At 69.9% G+C, this 21,158-nt stretch carries 23 protein-coding genes; 2 read left to right on the top strand and 21 right to left on the bottom strand.

The window, feature by feature from the left end:
- Positions 1-92: 92 nt before the first annotated feature.
- The 9 genes from QM591_RS09915 to coaA form a co-directional block, all read right to left on the bottom strand.
- Positions 93-566 carry a hypothetical protein gene (locus QM591_RS09915; RefSeq protein ID WP_415132085.1) on the bottom strand — a complete coding sequence of 158 codons (474 nt, stop codon included), beginning with the start codon at positions 564-566 and terminating at the stop codon, positions 93-95.
- Entirely contained in the window at positions 563-1,624 is a 1,062-nt protein-coding gene (gene tsaD / locus QM591_RS09910) for a tRNA (adenosine(37)-N6)-threonylcarbamoyltransferase complex transferase subunit TsaD (RefSeq protein WP_415132083.1), read from the bottom strand. The genes QM591_RS09915 and tsaD overlap by 4 nt, the downstream gene beginning before the upstream one ends.
- Positions 1,621-2,130 (bottom strand): ribosomal protein S18-alanine N-acetyltransferase, encoded by a 510-nt coding sequence (gene rimI / locus QM591_RS09905; protein WP_415132081.1) that lies wholly within the window; start codon positions 2,128-2,130, stop codon positions 1,621-1,623. Before rimI ends, tsaD begins: the two co-directional genes overlap by 4 nt.
- Entirely contained in the window at positions 2,127-2,795 is a 669-nt protein-coding gene (gene tsaB, locus QM591_RS09900; protein WP_415132079.1) for a tRNA (adenosine(37)-N6)-threonylcarbamoyltransferase complex dimerization subunit type 1 TsaB, read from the bottom strand. Before tsaB ends, rimI begins: the two co-directional genes overlap by 4 nt.
- 41 nt (positions 2,796-2,836) lie before the next feature.
- Positions 2,837-3,334 (bottom strand): tRNA (adenosine(37)-N6)-threonylcarbamoyltransferase complex ATPase subunit type 1 TsaE, encoded by a 498-nt coding sequence (gene tsaE / locus QM591_RS09895; protein ID WP_415132077.1) that lies wholly within the window; start codon positions 3,332-3,334, stop codon positions 2,837-2,839.
- 5 nt (positions 3,335-3,339) lie between these two features.
- Complete coding sequence (alr, locus tag QM591_RS09890) at positions 3,340-4,461, bottom strand: alanine racemase (RefSeq protein WP_415132075.1); 1,122 nt, start codon at positions 4,459-4,461, stop codon at positions 3,340-3,342.
- Positions 4,458-4,862, bottom strand: a complete 405-nt coding sequence (locus tag QM591_RS09885) for a holo-ACP synthase (protein ID WP_415132073.1) — start codon at positions 4,860-4,862, stop codon at positions 4,458-4,460. Before QM591_RS09885 ends, alr begins: the two co-directional genes overlap by 4 nt.
- Before the next feature lie 24 nt (positions 4,863-4,886).
- Complete coding sequence (gene glmS, locus QM591_RS09880; protein WP_415132071.1) at positions 4,887-6,737, bottom strand: glutamine--fructose-6-phosphate transaminase (isomerizing); 1,851 nt, start codon at positions 6,735-6,737, stop codon at positions 4,887-4,889.
- A gap of 72 nt (positions 6,738-6,809) precedes the next feature.
- A complete protein-coding gene (gene coaA / locus QM591_RS09875) occupies positions 6,810-7,754 on the bottom strand; it encodes a type I pantothenate kinase (protein ID WP_415132069.1) in 945 nt (314 codons plus the stop codon).
- Between the two features lie 82 nt (positions 7,755-7,836).
- On the opposite strand from coaA, the gene QM591_RS09870 reads away from it, so the two are divergent.
- The gene (locus QM591_RS09870; RefSeq protein WP_415132067.1) at positions 7,837-8,778 is read left to right on the top strand and encodes a Ppx/GppA phosphatase family protein; all 942 of its coding nucleotides are present in this window, start codon (positions 7,837-7,839) and stop codon (positions 8,776-8,778) included.
- Positions 8,779-8,820: 42 nt separating this feature from the next.
- Here the strand turns inward: QM591_RS09870 and QM591_RS09865 are convergent, their stop codons facing one another.
- From QM591_RS09865 to rplM, 4 genes are all read right to left on the bottom strand, one after another.
- Complete coding sequence (locus QM591_RS09865; RefSeq protein ID WP_415132065.1) at positions 8,821-10,617, bottom strand: hypothetical protein; 1,797 nt, start codon at positions 10,615-10,617, stop codon at positions 8,821-8,823.
- 122 nt (positions 10,618-10,739) lie between these two features.
- Positions 10,740-12,083: a phosphoglucosamine mutase gene (glmM, locus tag QM591_RS09860; protein WP_415132063.1), complete on the bottom strand. Its 1,344-nt coding sequence runs from the start codon at positions 12,081-12,083 to the stop codon at positions 10,740-10,742.
- Positions 12,084-12,089: 6 nt separating this feature from the next.
- Positions 12,090-12,593 carry a 30S ribosomal protein S9 gene (gene rpsI, locus QM591_RS09855; RefSeq protein WP_067164011.1) on the bottom strand — a complete coding sequence of 168 codons (504 nt, stop codon included), beginning with the start codon at positions 12,591-12,593 and terminating at the stop codon, positions 12,090-12,092.
- A 29-nt stretch (positions 12,594-12,622) separates the two neighbouring features.
- Positions 12,623-13,069 (bottom strand): 50S ribosomal protein L13, encoded by a 447-nt coding sequence (gene rplM / locus QM591_RS09850; protein ID WP_067164013.1) that lies wholly within the window; start codon positions 13,067-13,069, stop codon positions 12,623-12,625.
- Between the two features lie 287 nt (positions 13,070-13,356).
- Between rplM and QM591_RS09845 the strand changes: the two genes are divergently transcribed.
- Positions 13,357-14,385 (top strand): CAP domain-containing protein, encoded by a 1,029-nt coding sequence (locus tag QM591_RS09845; protein WP_415132060.1) that lies wholly within the window; start codon positions 13,357-13,359, stop codon positions 14,383-14,385.
- Between the two features lie 15 nt (positions 14,386-14,400).
- Here QM591_RS09845 and QM591_RS09840 read toward each other — a convergent pair whose 3' ends face one another.
- From QM591_RS09840 to rpsK, 8 genes are all read right to left on the bottom strand, one after another.
- Positions 14,401-15,243, bottom strand: a complete 843-nt coding sequence (locus QM591_RS09840) for a universal stress protein (RefSeq protein ID WP_415132058.1) — start codon at positions 15,241-15,243, stop codon at positions 14,401-14,403.
- A 120-nt stretch (positions 15,244-15,363) separates the two neighbouring features.
- Entirely contained in the window at positions 15,364-16,041 is a 678-nt protein-coding gene (locus tag QM591_RS09835) for an endonuclease/exonuclease/phosphatase family protein (RefSeq protein WP_415132056.1), read from the bottom strand.
- Positions 16,042-16,090: 49 nt separating this feature from the next.
- Positions 16,091-16,927 carry a tRNA pseudouridine(38-40) synthase TruA gene (gene truA, locus QM591_RS09830; protein ID WP_415132054.1) on the bottom strand — a complete coding sequence of 279 codons (837 nt, stop codon included), beginning with the start codon at positions 16,925-16,927 and terminating at the stop codon, positions 16,091-16,093.
- Positions 16,928-16,966: 39 nt separating this feature from the next.
- Positions 16,967-17,851, bottom strand: coding sequence for a carbohydrate kinase family protein (locus tag QM591_RS09825; RefSeq protein ID WP_415132052.1), 885 nt, complete (start codon positions 17,849-17,851; stop codon positions 16,967-16,969).
- A 48-nt stretch (positions 17,852-17,899) separates the two neighbouring features.
- Positions 17,900-18,940, bottom strand: coding sequence for a GNAT family N-acetyltransferase (locus QM591_RS09820; RefSeq protein ID WP_415132050.1), 1,041 nt, complete (start codon positions 18,938-18,940; stop codon positions 17,900-17,902).
- Positions 18,941-19,056: 116 nt separating this feature from the next.
- Entirely contained in the window at positions 19,057-19,614 is a 558-nt protein-coding gene (rplQ, locus tag QM591_RS09815) for a 50S ribosomal protein L17 (protein WP_415132048.1), read from the bottom strand.
- 56 nt (positions 19,615-19,670) lie between these two features.
- On the bottom strand, positions 19,671-20,660 hold the full coding sequence (locus tag QM591_RS09810) for a DNA-directed RNA polymerase subunit alpha (RefSeq protein ID WP_067164028.1): 990 nt from the start codon (positions 20,658-20,660) through the stop codon (positions 19,671-19,673).
- Positions 20,661-20,775: 115 nt separating this feature from the next.
- The coding region (gene rpsK / locus QM591_RS09805; RefSeq protein WP_415132046.1) for a 30S ribosomal protein S11 at positions 20,776-21,158 on the bottom strand (383 nt) is incomplete at its 5' end.

The following is a 21,158-nucleotide window of genomic DNA, read 5'->3' as shown; positions in this document are numbered from 1 at the left end:
AGAGCCGGGCAGACGGACTCGATGACCACACCCGCCTGCCATCGCCCCGCGCCGCACTGAATGCGGACGCGGGGGAGCGATGGCCGCGACCGTCACGACCAGAGCGCGCCCTGCATGTGGGCCCACCAGAGCCAGCCGGCGCTGTACGCGAGCGAGAGCACACTCAGGCAGAGGGCCCAGACAGCGACGCCGCGGTTCTCCCACGGCCGGCGGAGCGCGACGATCGCCAGCACGGCGCCGAGGATTCCGGCCGGGAATCCCCACCCCACCAGGAGCGAGATCGCCAGTGCCAGGATCGCGAAGGTCAGCGCCCAGCCTGCCGACCGCGGAAGGGGCGCCGGTGGCGGAGGCGCCCACCGAACCTCGGGAGCCTCGGGCACGGCAGAGCCCGCGGCGGCGGCGATGTCGATCGGCTCCGTAAGGGGCCGCCGGAAACCGCCCCGATGCGCGCCGGGAAGCGCCGCCTCACCGGAAGCGGACGCGGTATCAGCGTCCAGCAGCGGCACCGGCAGCTGAGGCACGTCGTCGGGGAGAGAGTTCGATCCCTCGGGGCGATCGGACGTCATGCGCTCACCGCCACCTGGATCTGCGTGACCGGGAGGGTCGAGTCCGCGCCGAAGTCGAGCGTCGAGGCGGGCTGTCCGTTCCGGATCAGCTCGGCGGCGAGCGCCGCGATCATCGCACCGTTGTCGGTGCAGAGCGTGAGCGGGGGGATGCGCACTGCGACACCTGCGGCCTCTGCGCGGGAGAGGGCGACCTCGCGGAGACGGCGGTTGGCGACCACCCCACCACCCAGGAGCAGCCGCGGCACACCGTGCCGCTGGCACGCGTCGAGCGCTTTGGTGACCAGGACGTCGATGACCGCGTCCCGGAAAGAGGCGGCGACGTCGGCCACGGAGATCTGCTCACCGGCCGCCTCGGCACGCTCCACCCATCGAGCGACCGCGGTCTTCAACCCCGAGAAGGAGAAGTCGTAGCGATGGTCGGCCATGTCGGAGGCCCGAGAGAGTCCGCGCGGGAATCGGATCGCCGTGGGGTCACCTTCGGCGGCCGCACGATCGATCTCGGGCCCGCCGGGGTAGGGGAGCCCCAGGATGCGTGCGATCTTGTCGAAGGCCTCGCCCGCAGCGTCGTCCATCGTCTCGCCCAACAGCTCGACGTCGGAGACGAGGTCACGCACGAGCAGGAGCGAAGTGTGGCCCCCCGAGACCAGGAGCGCGACGGTCGGGTACTCGACGCGTTCTCCGGTCAGGATGTCGGCGGCGATGTGGCCGACGAGGTGATTGACGGCGTAGAGCGGACGGTCCAGGGAGACGGCGAGGGCCTTGGCCGCGCCCACGCCGACCATGAGCGCACCGGCCAGTCCCGGACCGCTCGTCACGGCGATGGCGTCGAGGTCGGTGAGCGCGACACCCGCCTCGGCCGTCGCGGCGCGGATCGCCGGCTCCAGAGCCTCCAGGTGCGCGCGGGCGGCGACCTCGGGGACGACGCCGCCGAAGCGTGCATGTTCGGCCATGGAGCTCGCGATCGTGTTCGAGAGCAGGGTGCGCCCGCGGACGATGCCGATGCCCGTCTCATCGCAGCTGGTCTCGATCCCCAGCACGAGCGGTTCACGTTCGGTCATCCGCACCATCCCGCCGAGTTCGTCGCGGGAGCGGCCCGCTCCGACCGCGACGCCGTCCAGCCCTCGAGGTCGAGCTTCATCACGATGGCGTCCACGTCGTCGGGCTGGTAGTACCGGGCACGGCGCCCGATCTCCACGAATCCCTCCGACGCATACAGTGACGATGCGGCCGGATTGTCGGCGCGCACCTCGAGGAACACCTCGCGGGCGCCGCGTTCCGCAGCGCTGCGCAGCAGGTCCGCCAGCAACAGGCGTCCTCGTCCGCGGCCCCGCGCGTCGGCCGCGATCGCGATCGTCTGGATGTCCGCGTCGGCCGCTCCCCGCACCGCGCGCACGCCGCCGTAGCCGAAGAGGCGACCGGCTTCCTCGTCGACGACGTACCGGCCGTGCGGAGACGCGAGCTCCGCCGCCATCATCGCGGGGCTCCATGCATCGGTCGGGAACGAAGCCCGCTCGAGATCCATGATGCGGGACAGGTCGTCCGGGGTGGCGGTGCGCAGCGTCATGTTCCGACCCGCTTCGGCCCCGAGGGCATCGTCACATCGGGCGCCCGCAGATACAGAGGGGCGCCGTCGGCGAGCCGGCGGCCGGCAGCGACGGCACGTGCCGCCACGAGGGCAGTCATCGCAGCCGAGACGGTCCCGACGTCGTGACGCTCGGCGCCGAGCTCTCGCAGCCGATCGTCGACCTCATCTCGCGGGGCCAGTGCCGGGCCTGCGACGCACCGGGGCAGCCCGTCGTCATCGAGCCCGTCGTAGACGGAGTACGCGAACTCCCGGCGGCGGGCGTCGGTGACCACCGCGAATCGGGGAACGCTCGCGAAGGGATCGGACAGCAGCACCGACAGCGCCGCGGCGTCATGGCTCGGCACGGCGACGACGGGGATATCGCGACCGAGTGCGAAGGCGCGGGCCGCCGCGATGCCGACGCGCAGGCCCGTGAAGGGACCGGGTCCCATCCCGGCTGCGACATGGGTGAGCTCGACCTCGGTCGCCGCCGACGTCGCACCCACGGGACCGAACGCGGCCTCGGTGAGGACCGCCTCCAGGAGGAGCCCGATGACCTCGGCGTGGCCCAGCGGATCGGGGCTCGACGCCTCGGCACGGATGACACCGTCACGTTCCACGACGGCGACGGACGTGCCGAGCGAAGTGTCGATGCCGAGGATCACCCCTCCAGGGTAGCCGCGGTCGAGCTTCGGACGATCCGGGGTCAGGCGTCTCGTCGCGTCACGGTCACCCGTCGCGGAGCATCATCGTCCGGCACGCCCTCGCTCGACCCTGCCGCCGTGCACACGGTGTCCTGACCCACACCGGACCACTCGCGGTCGATCTCGACCTCCCACCACCGGTCGAGGAGACCGTCGACCATTCCTCTGCCCCACTCGACGATCGTCACCGATCGGTCGAGGTCGAGGCCGAGATCGTCGAACTCGGCGGGCGATCCCAACCGGTAGGCGTCGACGTGCACGAGCGCGGGCCCGTCGACGAGCGACGGGTGCGTGCGCGCGATCACGAAGGTAGGACTCTGCACCGGTCCCCGCACGCCGAGCCCCGCCGCGATGCCGCGCGTGAGGGTCGTCTTTCCGGCACCCAGCGGCCCGGTCAGCACCAGCAGATCCCCGGCGCGGAGCGCGCCGCCGATGGCGCGACCGAACTCCTCCATCGCCTCCGGCGACGCGATCTCACGGACGCCTTCGAGCGCGGTCATCCCGCTCACCGCGACACCTCGCGGCGAGGCACCCGGGGACCCACGCGGGTCACGATCTCGTAGTTGATGGTCCCGGCAGAGGCCGCCCACCGTTCCACCGCGGGCTCGCCGAGCGTGGGGTCGCCGAAGAGCACGACGTCGTCGCCCACGGCGACGGGATGGTCTCCGACATCGACGACGAACTGGTCCATCGCGATCCGGCCGGCGACGGGGAACTGGGCGCCACCGATCCGCACTGCCCCGCCCCCGGAGGCGTTGCGGGGCACACCGTCGGCGTAGCCGAGCGGAACGAGCGCGAGAGTGGTCTCGGTCGCCGTCCGGTACTGGTATCCGTAGGAGACGCCCTGACCCGCGGGAACGCGGCGGACGGCGGCGACCGAGCCGCGCAGGGTCATGGCGGGGCGGAGTCCGAGGTCGGCCGACGAGCGGTCTTCGAACGGCGAAAGCCCGTACATCGCGATCCCGATCCGTACGCTGTCGAAGCGCGTCGCCGGCAGAGCGATCGCCGCATGTGAGGCGGCGAGGTGCCGGAGGGAGGGTTGCAGGCCCGCGACGGCGGCCGCCGCGAGCGCGTGTTCGAACCGCGCCGTGGCCGCCAGATCGTCGGCGTCGGACGTGTTCGACAGGTGACTGAAGATGCCGACCACCCGGAGCCTGCCGATACGTTCGAGACGCGCCGCCTCTGCGAAGACGATCCGCTGGTCCTCCGGGGGGATCCCGTTGCGTCCGAGACCTGTCTCGACCTTCAGGTGGACGGCGGTCGGCCGGTCCGGACGCGAGGCCGCAGCGGCGGCGACGAGCTGGTCGAACGAGGAGATCCCGATCTCGATCCCGGCCGCGGCGGCCTCGACGAAGGTCTCCCCCGGCGCGTGCAGCCACGCCAGCAGCGGCGCGACGATACCGGCACGACGTAGCGCGAGGGCCTCGGTGACGTCGGAGACGGCGACCCGGCTCGCTCCCCCGTCCACGGCCGCTCGCGCCGAGCGGACCGCACCGTGGCCGTAGCCGTCGGCCTTCACGACCGCGATGATCTCGGTGCCGGTCAGCCGCCGGAGGTGCCGCACGTTGGCGGTGATCGCGGCCACGTCGATGACGGCTTCGCGCAGACCCGTGAGGTTCTCGTTCACCGTGCCGCTCCGCTCTCTCCACCATCCGCCGCAGTCGCGGCCGCTTGCGATTCCGCCTCCGCCACGACGTACGCCACCGCCACGCCCGCGTCGTGGGAGAGGGACAGATGCAATGCGGTGATGCCGCGGTCCCGCACCGTGCGGGCGGTCTCACCGCCCAGCGCGAAGACCGGCCTGCCCGACGGTTCCGACCCGACCTCGATGTCGGTCCAGTGCACGCCGTCCGACCCGCCGAGCGCCTTGATCAGCGCTTCCTTCGCCGCGTATCGCGCCGCGAGCGACGGCGCCCGCAGTCGGCGCTCACTCTCCGCGAACAGGCGTTCCATCAGTCGCGGCGTGCGCTGGATCGACCGCTCGAACCGAGGGATGTCGACGAGGTCGACCCCGACCCCGACGATCATCCGATCACGATCCTCATCGATGGCCTATTCGACCGTGACCGACTTCGCGAGGTTCCGCGGCTGGTCGACATCCAGCCCCTTCGCCGTCGCCAGCCCCATCGCGAAGATGTGGAGGGGCACCACCGCGAGCAAAGGCTCGAAGAGAGCACCGGCCAGCGGGATGCGCAGCACCTCGTCGGCGAAGGGCAGAACGGCGGCGTCGCCTTCTTCGGCGACCGCGATCACCCGGGCGCCGCGGGCACGGATCTCTTGGATGTTCGAGACCACCTTCTTGTGGAGCTCGCCTGACTCCCGCGGAGACGGGACGATCACGAACACCGGCTGGCCCGGCTCGATCAGGGCGATCGGACCGTGCTTGAGCTCACCCGCGGCGAAGCCCTCGGCGTGGATGTAGGAGATCTCCTTGAGCTTCAGCGCGCCCTCGAGAGCGATGGGGTAACCGACGTGGCGCCCGAGGAAGAGCACCGACTGCGTGTCCGCCATCCAGTGGGAGAACTGCTCGATGTGGGACTGTTCCTTCTCGAGAACCCACGCGATCTTGTCCGGCACCGCCTCGAGCTCGGCGACGTTCCGCGCGGACTCGGCGGGAGTGAGCGCTCCACGGACCCGTCCCATGTGGAGGCCCAGGAGGTAGAGCGCCGTGATCTGCGCCACGAACGCCTTGGTGGAGGCGACGGCGACCTCGGGCCCCGCGTGCGTGTAGACGATCGCGTCTGACTCCCGCGGAATCGTGGCGCCCTGGGTGTTGCAGATCGAAAGTGTCCGCGCACCCTTCTCACGGGCGTACTTCACGGCCATCAGAGTGTCCATCGTCTCTCCCGACTGCGAGATCGAGACGACGAGGGTGTCGGGTCCGATCACCGGATCGCGGTAGCGGAACTCATGGGCCAGCTCGACGTCGACGGGGACGCGCGTCCATTGCTCGAGCGCGTACTTCCCGACGAGCCCGGCGTAGGCGGCGGTCCCACAGGCGACCACGATCACCCGCGAGATCCCGGCGAAGAGCTCGTCGAGTCCTTCGAGCTCGGGGATCACCACTTCGCCGTCGCGCAGACGTCCGCGCAGAGTGTTGGCCACGGCGTCGGGTTCCTCGGACACTTCCTTGGCCATGAACGACGACCACCCGCCCTTCTCCGCGGCGGAGGCATCCCACACCACCTCGAAGGGCTCCGCGGCGACGGGGATCCCCTCGAAGTCGGTCACCGTCACCCCCTGCGGCGTGATCGCGACGATCTCGTCCTGGCCGATGGCGAGCGCGTTGCGCGTGTACTCGACGAACGCCGCGACATCCGAGCCGAGGAAGTTCTCGCCCTCTCCGAGGCCGATCACCAGCGGCGAGTTGCGACGAGCTCCGACGACGAGCCCCGGCTCGTCCCGATGCATGGCGAGGAGGGTGAATGCCCCCTCCAACCGCGATACCACGGCGCGGAAAGCGGCGACGAGGTCATTCGAGCGGCGGTACTCGCGCCCGAGGAGCACAGCCGCCACCTCGGTGTCGGTCTCGCTACGGAAGGCGTACCCCTCCTCGAGGAGCTCGCGCTTGAGGTCGGCGAAGTTCTCGATGATGCCGTTGTGGATGACGGCGAGTCTGTCGTCGTCGGCGAGATGCGGGTGCGCGTTGGCGTCGGTGGGACCGCCGTGGGTCGCCCACCGGGTGTGACCGATCCCGGTCGTGCCGTCGGCGAGCGGGTGGTGGGACAGATCGTCGCGGAGTACCTGCAGCTTTCCCGCACGCTTGCGCAGCCCCAGCTCGCCGTCGCCATCGATCACGGCGATCCCCGCGGAGTCGTATCCGCGGTACTCGAGGCGCGCCAGCCCCCCCAAGAGAATGTCCTGGCTGGGCCGGGGGCCGACGTATCCGACGATTCCACACATGCGCTCAATCGTACGCGGGCGGCCAGTCGCCCCTGCGCCGGCCAGCCGGGAATCTGGCCGGAACCGCGGCGCTCAGAGCTTGCGCAAGAGCACCGATTCCACGACGTGGTCCTCGCCCTTGTTGAGGACGAGCTGCGCGCGGTGCTTGGTCGGCTCGACGTTCTCCCGCAGGTTCGGAAGGTTGATGTCACGCCAGAAGCCGAGGGCCTGCGTCACCGCGTCCTCATCGGAGATGTCGGCGAACACCCGGAAGAACGAGTTCGGGTTGGTGAACGCGCTCTGGCGCAGCGCGAGGAAACGGTCGACGAACCAGGTCTCGATGTGTGCCACATCGGCGTCGACATAGATCGAGAAGTCGAACAGATCGCTCACCGCGATGTCGTGGGGAGCCGGCGGCGGCGCCAGCACGTTGAGCCCCTCGACGATCACGACGTCGGGGCGGCGCACCGTCACGTAGGCGTCGGGGATGATGTCGTAGCGCATGTGCGAGTAGAACGGGGCGCGCACCTCGGGCGCGCCGGACTTGACCTCTGAGAGGAACTGCACCATCGCGCGACGGTCGTACGACTCGGGGAATCCCTTGCGCGACATCAGTCCGCGACGCTCCAGCTCCGCGTTGGGGTAGAGGAAGCCGTCGGTCGTGACGAGCTCCACCCGAGGGGTCCCCGGCCAGCGACTCATGAGTTCGCGCAGGAGACGGGCGATCGTGGACTTGCCGACCGCGACCGAGCCGGCGACCGCCACGACGAACGGGGTGGTGGAATCCGGCTCACGGAGGAAGGCCGCCGTCTCCGCGCCGAGGCGCTTCGTGTTCTCCGCGTACGCGCTCAGCAGGCGGCTGAGGGGCAGATAGACCTCGCGGACCTCGGTGATGTCGAGGCGGTCGCCGATGCCGCGCAGCTGCACGACCTCGGCCTCGGTGAGGGGATTGGCCAGTCCCGGCGCCAGTCGCGCCCAGTCCGCGCGTTCGATGCGGCGGTAGAGGGCATCGCTCATGCGGGTGTCGTCGGAGGTCATCGCGCCCACTCTAGTCCCGCCTGCTCCTCCCGCCGTGTCCCTCTGGCGGCGGTGAGCGGAAGCGCCCCACTACGCTCTTCTCATGCGCCTCGGAGTCCTCGACATCGGCTCGAACACCGTGCACCTTCTCGTGGCCGATGTCCGCCCCGGAGGCAGGCCCCTCGCCACGAGCAGCACGCGCACGGTCCTCAGACTCATGCGGTATCTGACTCCCGACGGGTCGATCAGCGAGGAGGGCGTCGTCGCGCTCGAAGAAGCCGTCCGTGCCGCCCGCGCCGTCGCGCAGGCGGAGAACGTGCGGGAGCTCCTCGCCACCGCCACGAGCGCCGTCCGGGAGGCCACCAACGGCGCCGCCGTGATCGCGCGGGTCGAACGCGCCCTCGGACAGGAGCTGCAGGTGCTGGGCGGGGAGTCCGAGGCCCGGTTCACCTTCCTCGCGGTGCGGCGGTGGTTCGGCTGGGCGGCGGGTCAGATCCTGCTCTTCGACATCGGCGGCGGCTCCCTGGAACTGGCCACGGGCTCGGATGAGCTGCCCGAGATCGCCGCGTCGGTCCCCCTCGGCGCCGGGCGGATGACCATCGAGTTCATGCCGGAGGACCCGCCCGGCGAGGACGCCGTGGAGGCACTCCGAGACCACGCTCGGGCGACGCTCGAGCCGGTCGCCGCGTCGATGCGCGACCAGCCTTCCCCCGACCACGTGGTGGGCTCCTCCAAGGCCATCCGATCCCTCGCGAAACTGGCCGGCTACCCGGCCCCCGGCTGGAGCGGCACCGAACGGATGCTCCTCCCGCGCGCGGCCCTCGGCTCGTGGATCCCCCGACTGGCACGGCTTCCCGCCTCGGCGAGGCAGGAGCTTCCCGGGATCACTGCCGATCGCACGTTCCAGATCGTCGCCGGCGCCGTCGTGCTCCACACAGCGATGACGGTGCTCGATGTCGACGAGCTGGAGGTGTCGCCCTGGGCGCTCCGGGAGGGTGTGCTGCTGCGATACATCGAGTCGCTGTCGTGGAGCGAACCGGAGTGACGCACGCGCTGGGACGCCGCACCGAGCCCTTCGCCGTTCCCGTCACCGCGCCGGGCGCGGCGGAACACGGACCGGCTCGGTAGGGGCGTCCCATCGGCGCGAGGGAGCGCGGGTGGGCGCCGGTGCCGTCACCGTGGGCACCGCCACCTCCAGCACGACATCGCGTCCGACCTGGGTCAGCCGGGCGCGATCGTCGAAGGCGGACAGCCCGAGCCCGCGCGCGCCGTGAGCGCGGAGTGTGCCCGGCGAGACGACGGCGACCGACACCGCCGAACCGTCGGGCGCGCTGGTCACCCGCACGCGCGCCGCGCGGGCCGACGAGTGCTTGACGGCGTTCACGAAGCCCTCGCTGATGATGTTGCCGACCGCAGCGGCGACCGCCGGCGCCTGCAGCGCGGCAATCGCGAGCGGATCGATCTCGGCACGCACATCGAGGACTTCGGACCAGGTCGCCAGGAGACCGTCGATGTCGTCGCCGACCAGAGGACCGGCACTCGCGCCCGCGAGGATCTCGTCGAAGGCGAGATCGGTGTCGCGCCGGAACTTCTCGCGCTCCTCCGGCGTCGGCGGCCGCTCGTCGGCGCGCGCGGCGAAGATCACGCACGTGCTCTGCACCCTGTCGTGGAGGAGGTCCACGCCCCGCCACAACGGATCGCGCGCCCGCGCGGTCTGTGAAGTGACCAGTGATGAGGTCGCCGCGAGGAGCTGGGACAGGCTCTGCCGATCGGCCTCCGCGCGGTTCATCGCGCCGACACCGATCGCGCAGACCAGTGCCAGGCCGGGAATCGAGAGGAGCGGCACGAGGAGCACCATCGCGGCGATCGACGTGAGGGCGGCGCCACCGGCGCTCATCCCCGCACCTGCCGCTGTCCAGACGACCAGGAACACCGCCCCCGCCACGGGAGGCGTCGCGCGCGCTTGCGCCCATCGGGCGATGAGATCCGCGATCACGCCGAACGCCACCAGCAGGCTCCCCGCCGCCAAGAGCAGCGGCCAGCCGCCGACCATGACGGTGTAGGGGGCGCTGGCGAGGAAGTACACCACGAGAACGAGGGCGGCCGGAGGCCGTCCCAACTGGGCCAGGAAGGAGCCGGTGCGCGGGCGACGCCGTTCACCGGCGGACAGCGCGTAGCCCGGTCGGTGGTCGATGGGCGTCTGCAGACGCTCGTCGAGGCGATGACTGGTCGCGCGCACGTCGTCGGCGAAGGCCCGAACGGCATCGAAGTCGACGGCACGGTCCAAGAGGTCGTCACGCTGCACCCGCAACCGACGGATCTCCTCGGTGAGCAGACGTCCGTTCTCGTCACCGTAATGGGCGATCCGGCGCTGGAGGTCCTCGAACACCGACAGTGCCGCGCTCAGCCGGGTGCCGGAACGCCGCGACTCCTCGTAGACGCTCGCGGCCGCCGCGACGAGGGGCAGGAGGGTGAACCAGATCAACGCGTTGGTGGCGATCCGCTGAGCCCAATGCGCCTCGCTGACCAGTCCGAAGAGCATGCCCCCGGTCGCGTCGTTGAGGAACGGGCGGAGAAGGGACACCGTCACCAGGACGACGACCACCAGAGCGCCCCGCACCGTGGGGCGCTGCAGGCGCCGCTCGACCACCGCGACGGGAAAGACCACGAGGACGATGACGACCCACGTCAGAAAAGAAGCGAACATCGCCGCAGCGGTCTCGGTCGGGCTGAGAGGACCCGAGATCGGGCTGAGGAGGAACACGGCGGCGAGCCCCGAAGCCACGAGTGTCCACCAGGTGAAGAACCGGCCGCCCGACACCGCCGACCACCAATCGTCGAATGGCGCCACCCGTCCCCGTCGGCGCGGAACGCGCTGCGTCATCGGCTGACCTCGACCCGTTTCGGCGAGCCCATGCGGGCCCTTTGACGCCATGGTACGACCAGATGACGGCCCGGAGAGCCCCGGCGTGCCGGGACAGAGGCCCCGTCGATCGGCGAACGACCTCAGCCGCGGACGACGGCCGCCAATCGCTCGGCGATCCGCGTCGCTGTCGTCTCGTCGGCGGCCTCGACCATCACGCGCACCATGAGCTCGGTCCCCGACGGGCGAAGAAGCACTCGACCACTCTCGCCCAGCTCCCGCTCCGCCTCGGCGACGGCAGCGGCCACGTCGGGGTCGGTCGCACGCGATCGCTCGACGCCGCGCACGTTGACGAGCACCTGCGGGAAGACGGTCATCACCGAGGCGAGCTCTGCGAGACTCTTCCGCTGACGCGCCATCTCGGCACAGAGGTGAAGCCCTGTCAGGAGCCCGTCGCCGGTCGTGGCGAATGCGCTCATGATGAGGTGCCCGCTCTGCTCTCCGCCGAGCGAGTAGCGCCCCTCCGTCATCCGCTCCAAGACGTAGCGGTCGCCGACGGCGGTGGTCTCCACATGGATCCCCTGGGCGTGCATCGCCCGGTGCAGCCCGAGGTTGCTCATGACGGTGGCGACGAGCGTGTCGCGGTGCAACTGGCCGCGGTCGCGCATGGCGACGGCGAGGATCGCCATGATCTGGTCGCCGTCGATGATGCGCCCCTCGGCGTCGACGGCCAGGCACCGATCGGCATCGCCGTCGTGGGCGATCCCGACGTCCGCGCCGACGCGGACGACCTCTGCCGACAGCTTCTCGAGATGAGTGGATCCGTAGCCGTCGTTGATGTTCAGGCCGTCGGGATCGTTGCCGATCACGGTGACCTTCGCTCCGGCGTTGCGGAAGGTCTCGGGTGACACCCCGGAGGCCGCTCCGTGCGCGCAGTCCAGCACCACGTGAAGTCCGTGGAGTCGGTGCGGGAGCGAAGCGAGCAGGTGGAGCACGTAGCGGTCCTCGGCGTCGGAGAACCGCACGACCCGCCCGACGTCGCCACCGGTCGGACGCAGCTTCTCCCCCGCCATCGCGTCCTCGATGCGACGCTCCACGGCATCGGGCAGCTTCACGCCGCCGCGAGCGAAGATCTTGATCCCGTTGTCGGGCGCCGGATTGTGCGAGGCGGAGATCATGACACCGAAGTCGGCGTCCACATCACTGATGAGGAAGGCCGCCGCCGGAGTGGGGAGCGTGCCCGCGTCGAGGACGTCGACTCCGGAGGAGGCGAGTCCCGCTTCCACCGCCGCACTGAGGAACTGCCCCGAGACGCGAGGATCCCGTGCGACCACGGCGGTCAGGCGACGACCCGTCGCCCGGCGCGCTTCGGCGATACGGCCCTGGCCCAGGACGACGGCAGTCGCCTGGGCCAGGGTGAGTGCGAGTTCGGCGGTGAGGGGGCCGTTGGCCAGCCCCCGCACACCATCCGTCCCGAACAGTGACACGAAGACTTAACGCTTCGAGTACTGGGGTGCCTTACGGGCCTTCTTGAGACCAGCCTTCTTGCGCTCCTTCACCCGAGCGTCGCGCGAGAGGAAGCCGGCCTTCTTCAGGGTCGGACGGTTGTTCTCGGCGTCGATCTCGTTGAGCGCACGCGCGATGCCCAAGCGGAGCGCACCGGCCTGACCGGAGTCACCGCCGCCCGAGATGCGCGCGATCACGTCGTAGGCACCGACGAGGTCGAGAGCCGTGAACGGGTCGTTGATGAGCTGCTGGTGCAGCTTGTTCGGGAAGTAGTCCTCGAGGGTCCGGCCGTTCACCGTGATGGAGCCGGAGCCGGGCACGAGACGCACGCGGGCGATGGCCTGCTTGCGGCGACCGACGGCGGCACCCGGAACCGAGAGGACGGGGCGCACAGCGGCAGCCGTCTCGGTTGCGGGCGTCTCGGTGGAGTAGTTCTCGGGGGTCTCTTCGAGGGAGTCAGCGACAGGTGCCGCATTGCTGTTCTGGGCCATGAGTTGTCCTCAGTCTGTTTCGGCGGCGCTTACTGGGCGACCTGGTCGAAGGTGTATGTGGTGGGCTGCTGGGCCGCGTGCGGGTGCTCGGCACCGGCGTAGACCTTGAGCTTGGACAGCTGCTGGCGACCCAGGCTGTTCTTGGGGAGCATGCCGCGGACGGCCTTCTCCACGGCGCGGACCGGGTTCTTCTCCAAGAGCTCGGCGTACGAGGTGGCCGTGAGACCGCCCGGGTAGCCCGAGTGGCGGTAGGCCATCTTCTGCTGCAGCTTCTGCCCCGTCAGCGCAACCTTGGCCGCGTTGACGATGATCACGAAGTCGCCGGTGTCGATGTGGTTGGCGAAGGTCGGCTTGTGCTTGCCACGGAGGAGGGTGGCCGCGTGCGAAGCGAGGCGTCCGAGGACGACGTCGGTCGCGTCGATGACCAGCCACTCACGCTGGGTCTCGCCCGCCTTGGGGGTGTAAGTGCGCGTCACAGTAGTGCTGCTTTCTTGATCGAACGGAGAGGTTCGTGAATCCCACTCCGGGGGGTTTGTCCGATCGAGCGTCGGTCAAACACACCAGTGGAGGGCTCACGTTCGCGGTGAGGGATCGGCAGAGCCGACACCAAGGATCTATCGTACGCGATGAGGACACGACACGCCAATCGTGGCGATCTATACACCCGACATCAGCCGCAATGCGGCAACCCCCGTGGCGTGTCGCCTGTGACGTGTGGTACAGATGTGGCGAGAGAGTAATCCTTTTCCCCCGGAGGATCACGATGATCAGTCGCCCTTGGCGACGCTTCGGCGTCGCCGCAACGGCGGTTGCGGCTCTGGTGGTGGCGAGTGCGGTCGCCACCACCACGGCCCACGCTGCCACCAGCACCAACGTCTCCTGCACGTCGATGACGCTCGACCAAGTGCAGAAGGAGATCCTCACCGAGGTCAACGCTGCGCGATCGAAGGCCGGCGTCCCGGCCCTGAAGGAGTACGGCGCACTCAACACGGTCGCCATCAACTGGTCCAAGAAGCAGGCCGCCGGCTCGACGATGAGCCACAACCCGCGGTATGCGTCGCAGATCCCCGATGGCTGGAGCGCCGCGGGAGAGAACGTCGCCTTCGGCTACTCGCCGGAGCGTGTCACCGATGCATGGATGAACAGCAAGGGCCATCGGGAGAACATCGAGCGCAAGAGCTTCACGCACATCGGCATCGGGGTGGCGTGCAACTCGTCGGGGTGGCCGTACTACACGCAGGTCTTCGGCGGCTACAAGACGCTCAAGGCCGCCACCCCCCAGATCGCGGGCACGGCGAAGGCCGGAGTGAAGCTGACGGCGAAACCCGGCACCTGGACCTCGGGCACCAAGCTGCGCTATCAGTGGTACGCCGGAGGCAAGGCCGTCTCGGGAGCCACCGCCAAGTCGTACATCCCGCGCGCGAAGGATGCCGGCAAGGCGCTGAAGGTCAAGGTGACCGGATCCAAGACCGGATACGGCAGCACGTCGAAGACGTCCAAGTCCACCCCCAAGGTCGCGGCTCCCAGCGCGCTGAAGGCGACGACCCCGAAGATCAGCGGCACGGCGAAGGTGGGAAAGAAGCTGACGCTCGTCCGCGGAAGCTGGACCAGCGGGACCACGTTCACGTATCGCTGGTACCGGGACGGCACGTACATCCCGGGGGCGACCAAGACCAGCTACACGCTGACCAAGAACGACAAGGGCAAGACGATCTCGATCAAGGTCACCGGCAAGAAGAGCGGATACAAGACGGCCTCACGCACGTCGGCGAGGACATCGACCGTCAGGTGACGACGGACTGGACGCTCACCGCACGACGGCGGTGACCGTCGACAGGCGCGCGAGCACCTCGTGGCTGATCGACCCCAGCAGGAATCGAGCCACGGCTCCTCTCCCGTGCGTTCCCACCACGGCGAGCCTCGCCGAGGAGGCCAGCTCGTTGATCACGTGCGAGGGGTACCCGCGCTCGACGCGGCGATCGACGACGAGGTCGGGGAAGTCGCTGGCCATTCCGGCCAGAGCCAGCGCCTGGACCTCCTCCGTTGCGGCCTGCATGTTGGTGAGGTACAGCTCCGGATAGACCGCGAGGCCATTGCGCGGAGCCTGCAGGGGCGTCCACACACTGACGGCGATCAGGGGCTCACCTGATCGATCCGCCTCTTCGGCGGCGAACCGGAGCGCATGCTCGGACACGCTCGACCCGTCGATGCCGACGACCACACCTCTGCGCGCGCCGAGATCCAGATCGGGCACCACGACGACCGGGCAGGGGGCACTCGCCGCGATCCGCACTCCATGCACTCCGCGGGCTCGGCCGCCGTCCGGTCCCCGATAATCGCTGCCGATGACGAGAACCTCGGCACCGGCGGCTGCTTCCGTCAGCACCGACACGGGGTCGCCGCTCGCGACGCGCGACACGACGTCGACGCCACGGGCCGCCACCCTCCGCGCATGGTCCCGCAGGAGATCCTCCGCGGCCGAGACGGCCTCCTCGACCACTGCGTCCTCACCGACGGTCCCGAGGGCCCCGCCGACCACCGAGATCAGCTCCACCCGCTCACCACGCACGCTCGCACGAGCGATGGCCCACTCCACGACGCGGGGGGCGACGGAACCTCCGTTGACTCCGACCACGATCGTCTTCGACATGACGCCTCACCTTCCGGCGCCGCCCTCGTCGGCCGCGCCGCTTGCGTCCAGGCTACGCCGCGGGGCCGGCAAGGACGAGGCGTCGAGCCGTGGTTACTCGGGCGGTTCGGCGACAGCCCCTCAGGGTCGCGGGTCGGCGCGGGCGGTGATGAGGATCGGGAGGTGGTCGCTGCGGCCCTGCGGCAACGTCGTGATCGAGTCGATCGTGAACCCGACGCTCGTCGCGAAGTCATAGTGGCCGCGGAAGAACTTGTAACGCGTGTACGTCCGGGCATCGCTCAGGGTGAGCTCATAGCCGGCGTCACGCACGGTCTGGCTCAGGTTCTCCTTGAACACGGGGTAGTTGTAGTCGCCGACCATGAGGATCGGCAGGCCGTCGCCCAAGCCGCTCAACTCGTCCAGGGCAGCGCGGATCTGCTTGCGTCGCAGCGAGTTGAGCGCCGTGAGCGGCGCGGCGTGGAAACTCGCGACGATGAACTGAGCCCCACTGTCGATGTCGCGCAGCCGCACTCCCAGCATGCGTTCCTCCGCGGGCTTGAGGACGCGGTCGTGCAGCGACTTCTTGAGCGAGAGCGAGCGCACCTCCAACGGGGTGAAGGTGTTCTCCCGATGGTAGACGGCCAGCCCCAGACGGTTGCGGACCGTGGCCTCGGCCAGACGCAGCCCCGCGATCTCGACCGGCAGGGTCTCCGTGTCGGCTTCCTGCAGACACAGCAGGTCGGCGCCGTGAGTGTCCACGAGGCGTTCGAGCTCGTGGGCCGCCTTGTGCTTGTTGAGGTTGTACGAGATGACCTTCATGCCGGAGCCCAGCCTAGGCGCTGTCGCCGTGTGTCGCCTATGAGAGCCGTCAGTCCTCGTCGAGGCTGCGCCGCGCGCGGGTCTGCTCCGCACGCAGGGCGAGGAGGTCGTCGGCGGGATAGCCCACCTCGGCGAGAGTCAGCCCGCGAGCGGCGAGCACCTTCGTCTCGCTCGTCCGTTCCCCCGCCTCCCGGATCTCCACGACATCGCCGGGTGTCAACCGCCCCTGGCCGACGCTCACACAGGCGCCGACGAGCGCACGCACCATGCTGTGACAGAAGGCGTCGGCCTTGACGTTCGCCACCAGGACGCCGTCGTCCTCGCGGTGCCAATCGAACTCGAGGAGAGTGCGGATGGTCGTGGCGCCGTCCCGCCACTTGCAGTACGCCGCGAAGTCGTGGAGCCCGATCAGAGAGCGCGCCGCCTCGTCCATCGCGTCGACATCGAGCGTCGCGTTCACCGTCGTGGTGCGCAGGCGATCGAGCGGGTCATACCCGGTGGCCCGATCGGCGATGCGATAGCTGTAACGGCGCCAGACGGCCGAGAACCGGGCGTCGAACCCCGGGACGGCGAGCGCGGATCGGTGGACGGCTAGATCGGGGTACTGTCCCAGGACACCGGTCAGCCGCGCCGCCAGGGCGGCGGGGTCGGGGTTGCGTCCCTGGGCGAGCCGAGCCTGCTGAGACTCGGTGAGGTCGAGGTGCGCCACCTGACCGGAGGCATGCACCCCGGCGTCGGTGCGGCCGGCGACGACGAGCGTCGGAGCTCCGCCGAGGATCCGCGCGATCGCGGCCTCGAGCGTGCCCTGAACCGTGCGCAGTCCCGGTTGCCGCGCCCACCCGCGGAAGCCGGTGCCGTCGTAGGCGAGATCGAGACGCAGTCGCACTCCGTCAGCCTAGGCGTATCCGCGCGATGCCCGCCGCGCTCAGGAGGCGGCGTCCACCTCGCCGCGCGTCGGCGGGTTCGCACCCGCCCGCGAGACCGTGATCCCCGCCGTGACGGCCGCCCGCCGGAGGGCCCGCGCCAGCGCCTCTCGCGAGGCGAAGATCCCCTCGTCGTCGAGGGCGCTGGAGATGAGGCTGGCCATGTACGCGTCCCCCGCGCCGATGGTGTCGACGACCTGGACGGGAAGGGCCTCTACCTCGACGATGCCGCCTGCGCCCCGCGCGATGGCCCCCTCGCCACCGCGGGTGACCACGACGACTCGCGGGCCGTGGGCAGCGATCTCGCCCAGCACCCGTTCGAGCGTGAGGTCCGGGTAGAGCCACGCGGCGTCCTCGTCACTGAGCTTGATGAGGTCGGCGGCCGCGGCCGCGCGCTCGAACCTCTGCCGCGCCGACGTGCGGTCACCCACCAGGGCGGGGCGGATGTTGGGGTCGACGGTGACGAGGCGGTCGCCGGCCGCTCGCTCCAGCGCCTCGACCACCGCGGCCCCTCCCGGCTCCAGGAACAACGCGATCGAACCGGCGTGCACGAGCGCCACGTCGTCGAGGACAGGGGCCGGGATGTCCCAGTCGATCGCGAAGTCGTACTCGGCCGAGCCATCGGAGCGCAGTCGGGCCCGCGCCGTCGACGTCGGCGCGTCGACCCACGAGTCGGCCGTCAGGGCCGCACCCGATGAGGCGATCTGCTCGGCGATGCGCGCGCCCCGCTCGTCGCGGCCGAGACGAGTGAGAAGGCGCACGTCGTGGCCTTGACGGGCCACGCCGACCGCCACGTTCGCGGGGCTTCCCCCCACCAGTTCGCGCACCTCGGCACCGTCGATGATGTCGATCAGCGCCTCACCGATCACGAGAGCACGAGTGTTCATGCCCCCAGTCTCTCGCAGGTGAGTGGGCGGCTGCGACCGCCGCGGGCATCAGAATCGTTGCACGAGCGCGAGCGACCGGTCAGTGGCGACGAAGCCGAGGCGTTCGTACAGGGTGTGCGCACCGGAGGGGTTCTCGGTGTCGACATCGAGGACCGCCTTGCTCAGCCCCTCCCGCGCGATCGCCTCGAGCGACGCGGCGATGACGGCCGGCGCGAGGCCGCGGCGGCGGTGGTCGCGCACGACCCCGATGAGGTCGATGTAGGCGTGCGACGCGCCGAGCGTCTCCCAGTCGTCCTGATTGACGGAGGCGAGGCACAGGGCCACGACGCGGCCGTCGGCGTCGAGCGCCAGGCGCGACAGATCGGGGCGCAGGAACTCGCCTCCGACGAACTTGCGCCAGCTCTCCTCCGTGGTGGGAAGACTCCCCCAGTGATCACGGAACGCATCGTTGCGGGCGGCGAGGACGTCGAGGGCCCGATCGGCGGAGTACGGGACCAGCTCCACGCCGTCGGGGATCGCCGGGTGGGGCGGCTCGGTCGACATGTCCCGCACCATCGTCGTGAACCAGCGCTCCACGCGCATCCCCAGGGGCTCGGCGATCGTCACGACATCGGGGGCCGACTCCTCGGCATACACCTTGATCTGCAGGGCCCATTCCCCCGGGGGCACATCCGCCACGGCCTCGGCCAGTTGCTGCCGGGCGCGTGCGTGGCTCCAGCGCAAGGCGGCGGTGCCGATCCCCCGCCGGCGCCACGCGGGACGGACCGCGCCGGCGATCGTCACGGTGAGGGTTCCCTCGCGGGACGGGTGGAGCATCGCAGAGGAGAACGCGACGGCCTCACCCCCCGGCGCGAACGCGATCAGCGTGTCGCGGCCGTGATCGATGTAGCTCAGATCGAACGCGTCGGCGACGTCCTCGCGCGGCGTGATCCACGTCGGGTGGTCAACGGCATCGGCGGCAGCCTGCACGGCGTGGATCGCATCGATGTCGTCAGCCGTCGCGGTACGCCAGCCGGCGGTGGCGGAATGTGTGGGCAGTGTCGGCGCGGGCGCAGGCCCGATCCGCTCTGCAAGTGTCTTCTCGGTCACCGCGTCAGCCTACGATGAGCCGCCGATCGCGGCACGCCCCGGCGTCGGTGTCCGCCGACGCGAAGAAGCCCGCACCGAGACGGGTGCGGGCTTCTTCGAGCGTGTGAGAACGCGGATTACTCCGTCTTCTCCTCCGCGGGGGCCTCGACGGCGTCCGCGGCGGCGGCTTCGGCCGCAGCGCCCTCTTCGGGCGACTCGGCGCCCGCTTCGGATGCGGTCTCCTCCGCGGCGGGAGCCTCCTCGGCGGCAGCCTCCTCGGCCGGAGCCGCAGCAGCCGGGGCCGCCGACTTCTTCGCGGACTTCGGCTTCGGGTTCACCGGCTCGAGAACGAGCTCGATGACAGCCATGGGGGCGTTGTCGCCCTTGCGGTTGCCGACCTTGGTGATGCGGGTGTAGCCGCCCTCGCGCTCGGCGACCAGCGGGGCGATCTCGGCGAAGAGGACGTGCACGACCTCCTTGTCACCGATGACCGAGAGCACGCGACGACGGGCGTGCAGGTCTCCGCGCTTGGCGAAGGTGATGAGGCGCTCGGCCAGCGGGCGGAGCCGCTTCGCCTTGGTCTCGGTGGTCTTGATCGACTTGTGCGTGAACAGCGCAGCGGCGAGGTTCGCAAGCAGCAGGCGCTCGTGGGCGGGGCCGCCTCCGAGGCGGGGACCCTTGGTGGGCTTGGGCATGTCAGTTACTCCTGGTGAAAAGTGTCAGCGAGAGACCCGGGCGTACCGGTGTCCGCTCAGAGGGTCTCGTCGTCGTAGCCGCCGTAGAAGTGGGCGCCGTCGAAACCGGGCACCGAGTCCTTCAGCGACAGGCCGAGCGAGACGAGCTTGTCGCGCACCTCGTCGACCGACTTCTGCCCGAAGTTCCGGATGTTCATGAGCTGCGTCTCCGACAGGGCGACCAGCTCGGACACCGTGTTGATGCCCTCGCGCTTGAGGCAGTTGTACGACCGCACCGACAGATCGAGGTCTTCGATCGGCATCGACAGCTCGTTCGTGAGCACCTGCTCGACCGGCGCGGGGCCGATCTCGATGCCCTCGGCCTCGACGTTGAGCTCGCGGGCAAGCCCGAACAGCTCGGTGAGCGTGCGACCGGCCGAGGCCACGGCATCGCGCGGGGCGATCGACGGCTTGGTCTCGACGTCCAGCACCAGCTTGTCGAAGTCGGTGCGCTCGCCGGCACGCGTGGCATCGACGCGGTAGCTGACCTTGAGCACGGGCGAGTAGATCGAGTCGATTGGGACCTGGCCGGCCTCGGCGTACTCGTTGCGGTTCTGCGTGGCCGACACGTACCCGCGGCCGCGCTCGATCGTCAGCTCCAGCTCGAAGCGAGCGCTGTCGTTGAGGGTGGCGATGACCAGCTCGGGGTTGTGCACCTCGACACCGGCCGGAGCGGAGATGTCGGCAGCGGTGACCTCTCCCGCACCCGTCTTGCGCAGGTACGCCGTGATCGGCTCGTCGCGCTCGCTGGAGACGACGAGCTGCTTGATGTTGAGGATGATCTCGGTGACATCCTCCTTCACGCCGGGGATGGTGCTGAACTCGTGCAGCACACCGTCGATGCGGATGCTGGTGACCGCGGCGCCCGGGATCGACGACAGCAGGCTGCGACGCAGCGCGTTGCCGATCGTGTACCCGAATCCGGGCTCCAGCGGCTCGATGACGAAGCGGCTGCGGAACTCGCCGATCTTCTCCTCGGTCAGAGTGGGACGCTGTGCAATGAGCACTATGTGTTCCTTTCAGTCACGTGCCCGCTATATGACACGTGGGTGTTCTGAGATGTTGAGTTTTTTCCGGCGACGGTCGGGAGCCTCGGCGACCGATACTCCCGACCGTCGAAAATCAGACGCGGCGGCGCTTGGGCGGGCGGCAGCCGTTGTGGGCCTGAGGCGTGACGTCCTGGATGGAGCCCACCTCCAGACCGGCGGCCGTCAGCGAACGGATCGCGGTCTCGCGACCCGAGCCCGGTCCCTTGACGAAGACGTCGACCTTCTTGACGCCGTGCTCGGCGGCCTGGCGAGCGGCCGACTCGGCGGCCATGCCTGCGGCGTACGGGGTCGACTTGCGCGAGCCCTTGAAGCCCACGCCACCCGACGATGCCCAGCTGATGACGGCGCCCGACGGGTCGGTGATCGAGACGATCGTGTTGTTGAACGTCGACTTGATGTGGGCGTGGCCCAGCGCGATGTTCTTCTTCTCCTTGCGGCGCGGCTTGCGCGCGGCGG

It is taken from the genome of Microbacterium sp. (assembly GCF_047607225.1).
Lineage (GTDB): Bacteria > Actinomycetota > Actinomycetes > Actinomycetales > Microbacteriaceae > Microbacterium.
Note: the sequence above shows the minus strand (reverse complement) of the source record. Positions and strands in the feature narration are given on the sequence as shown.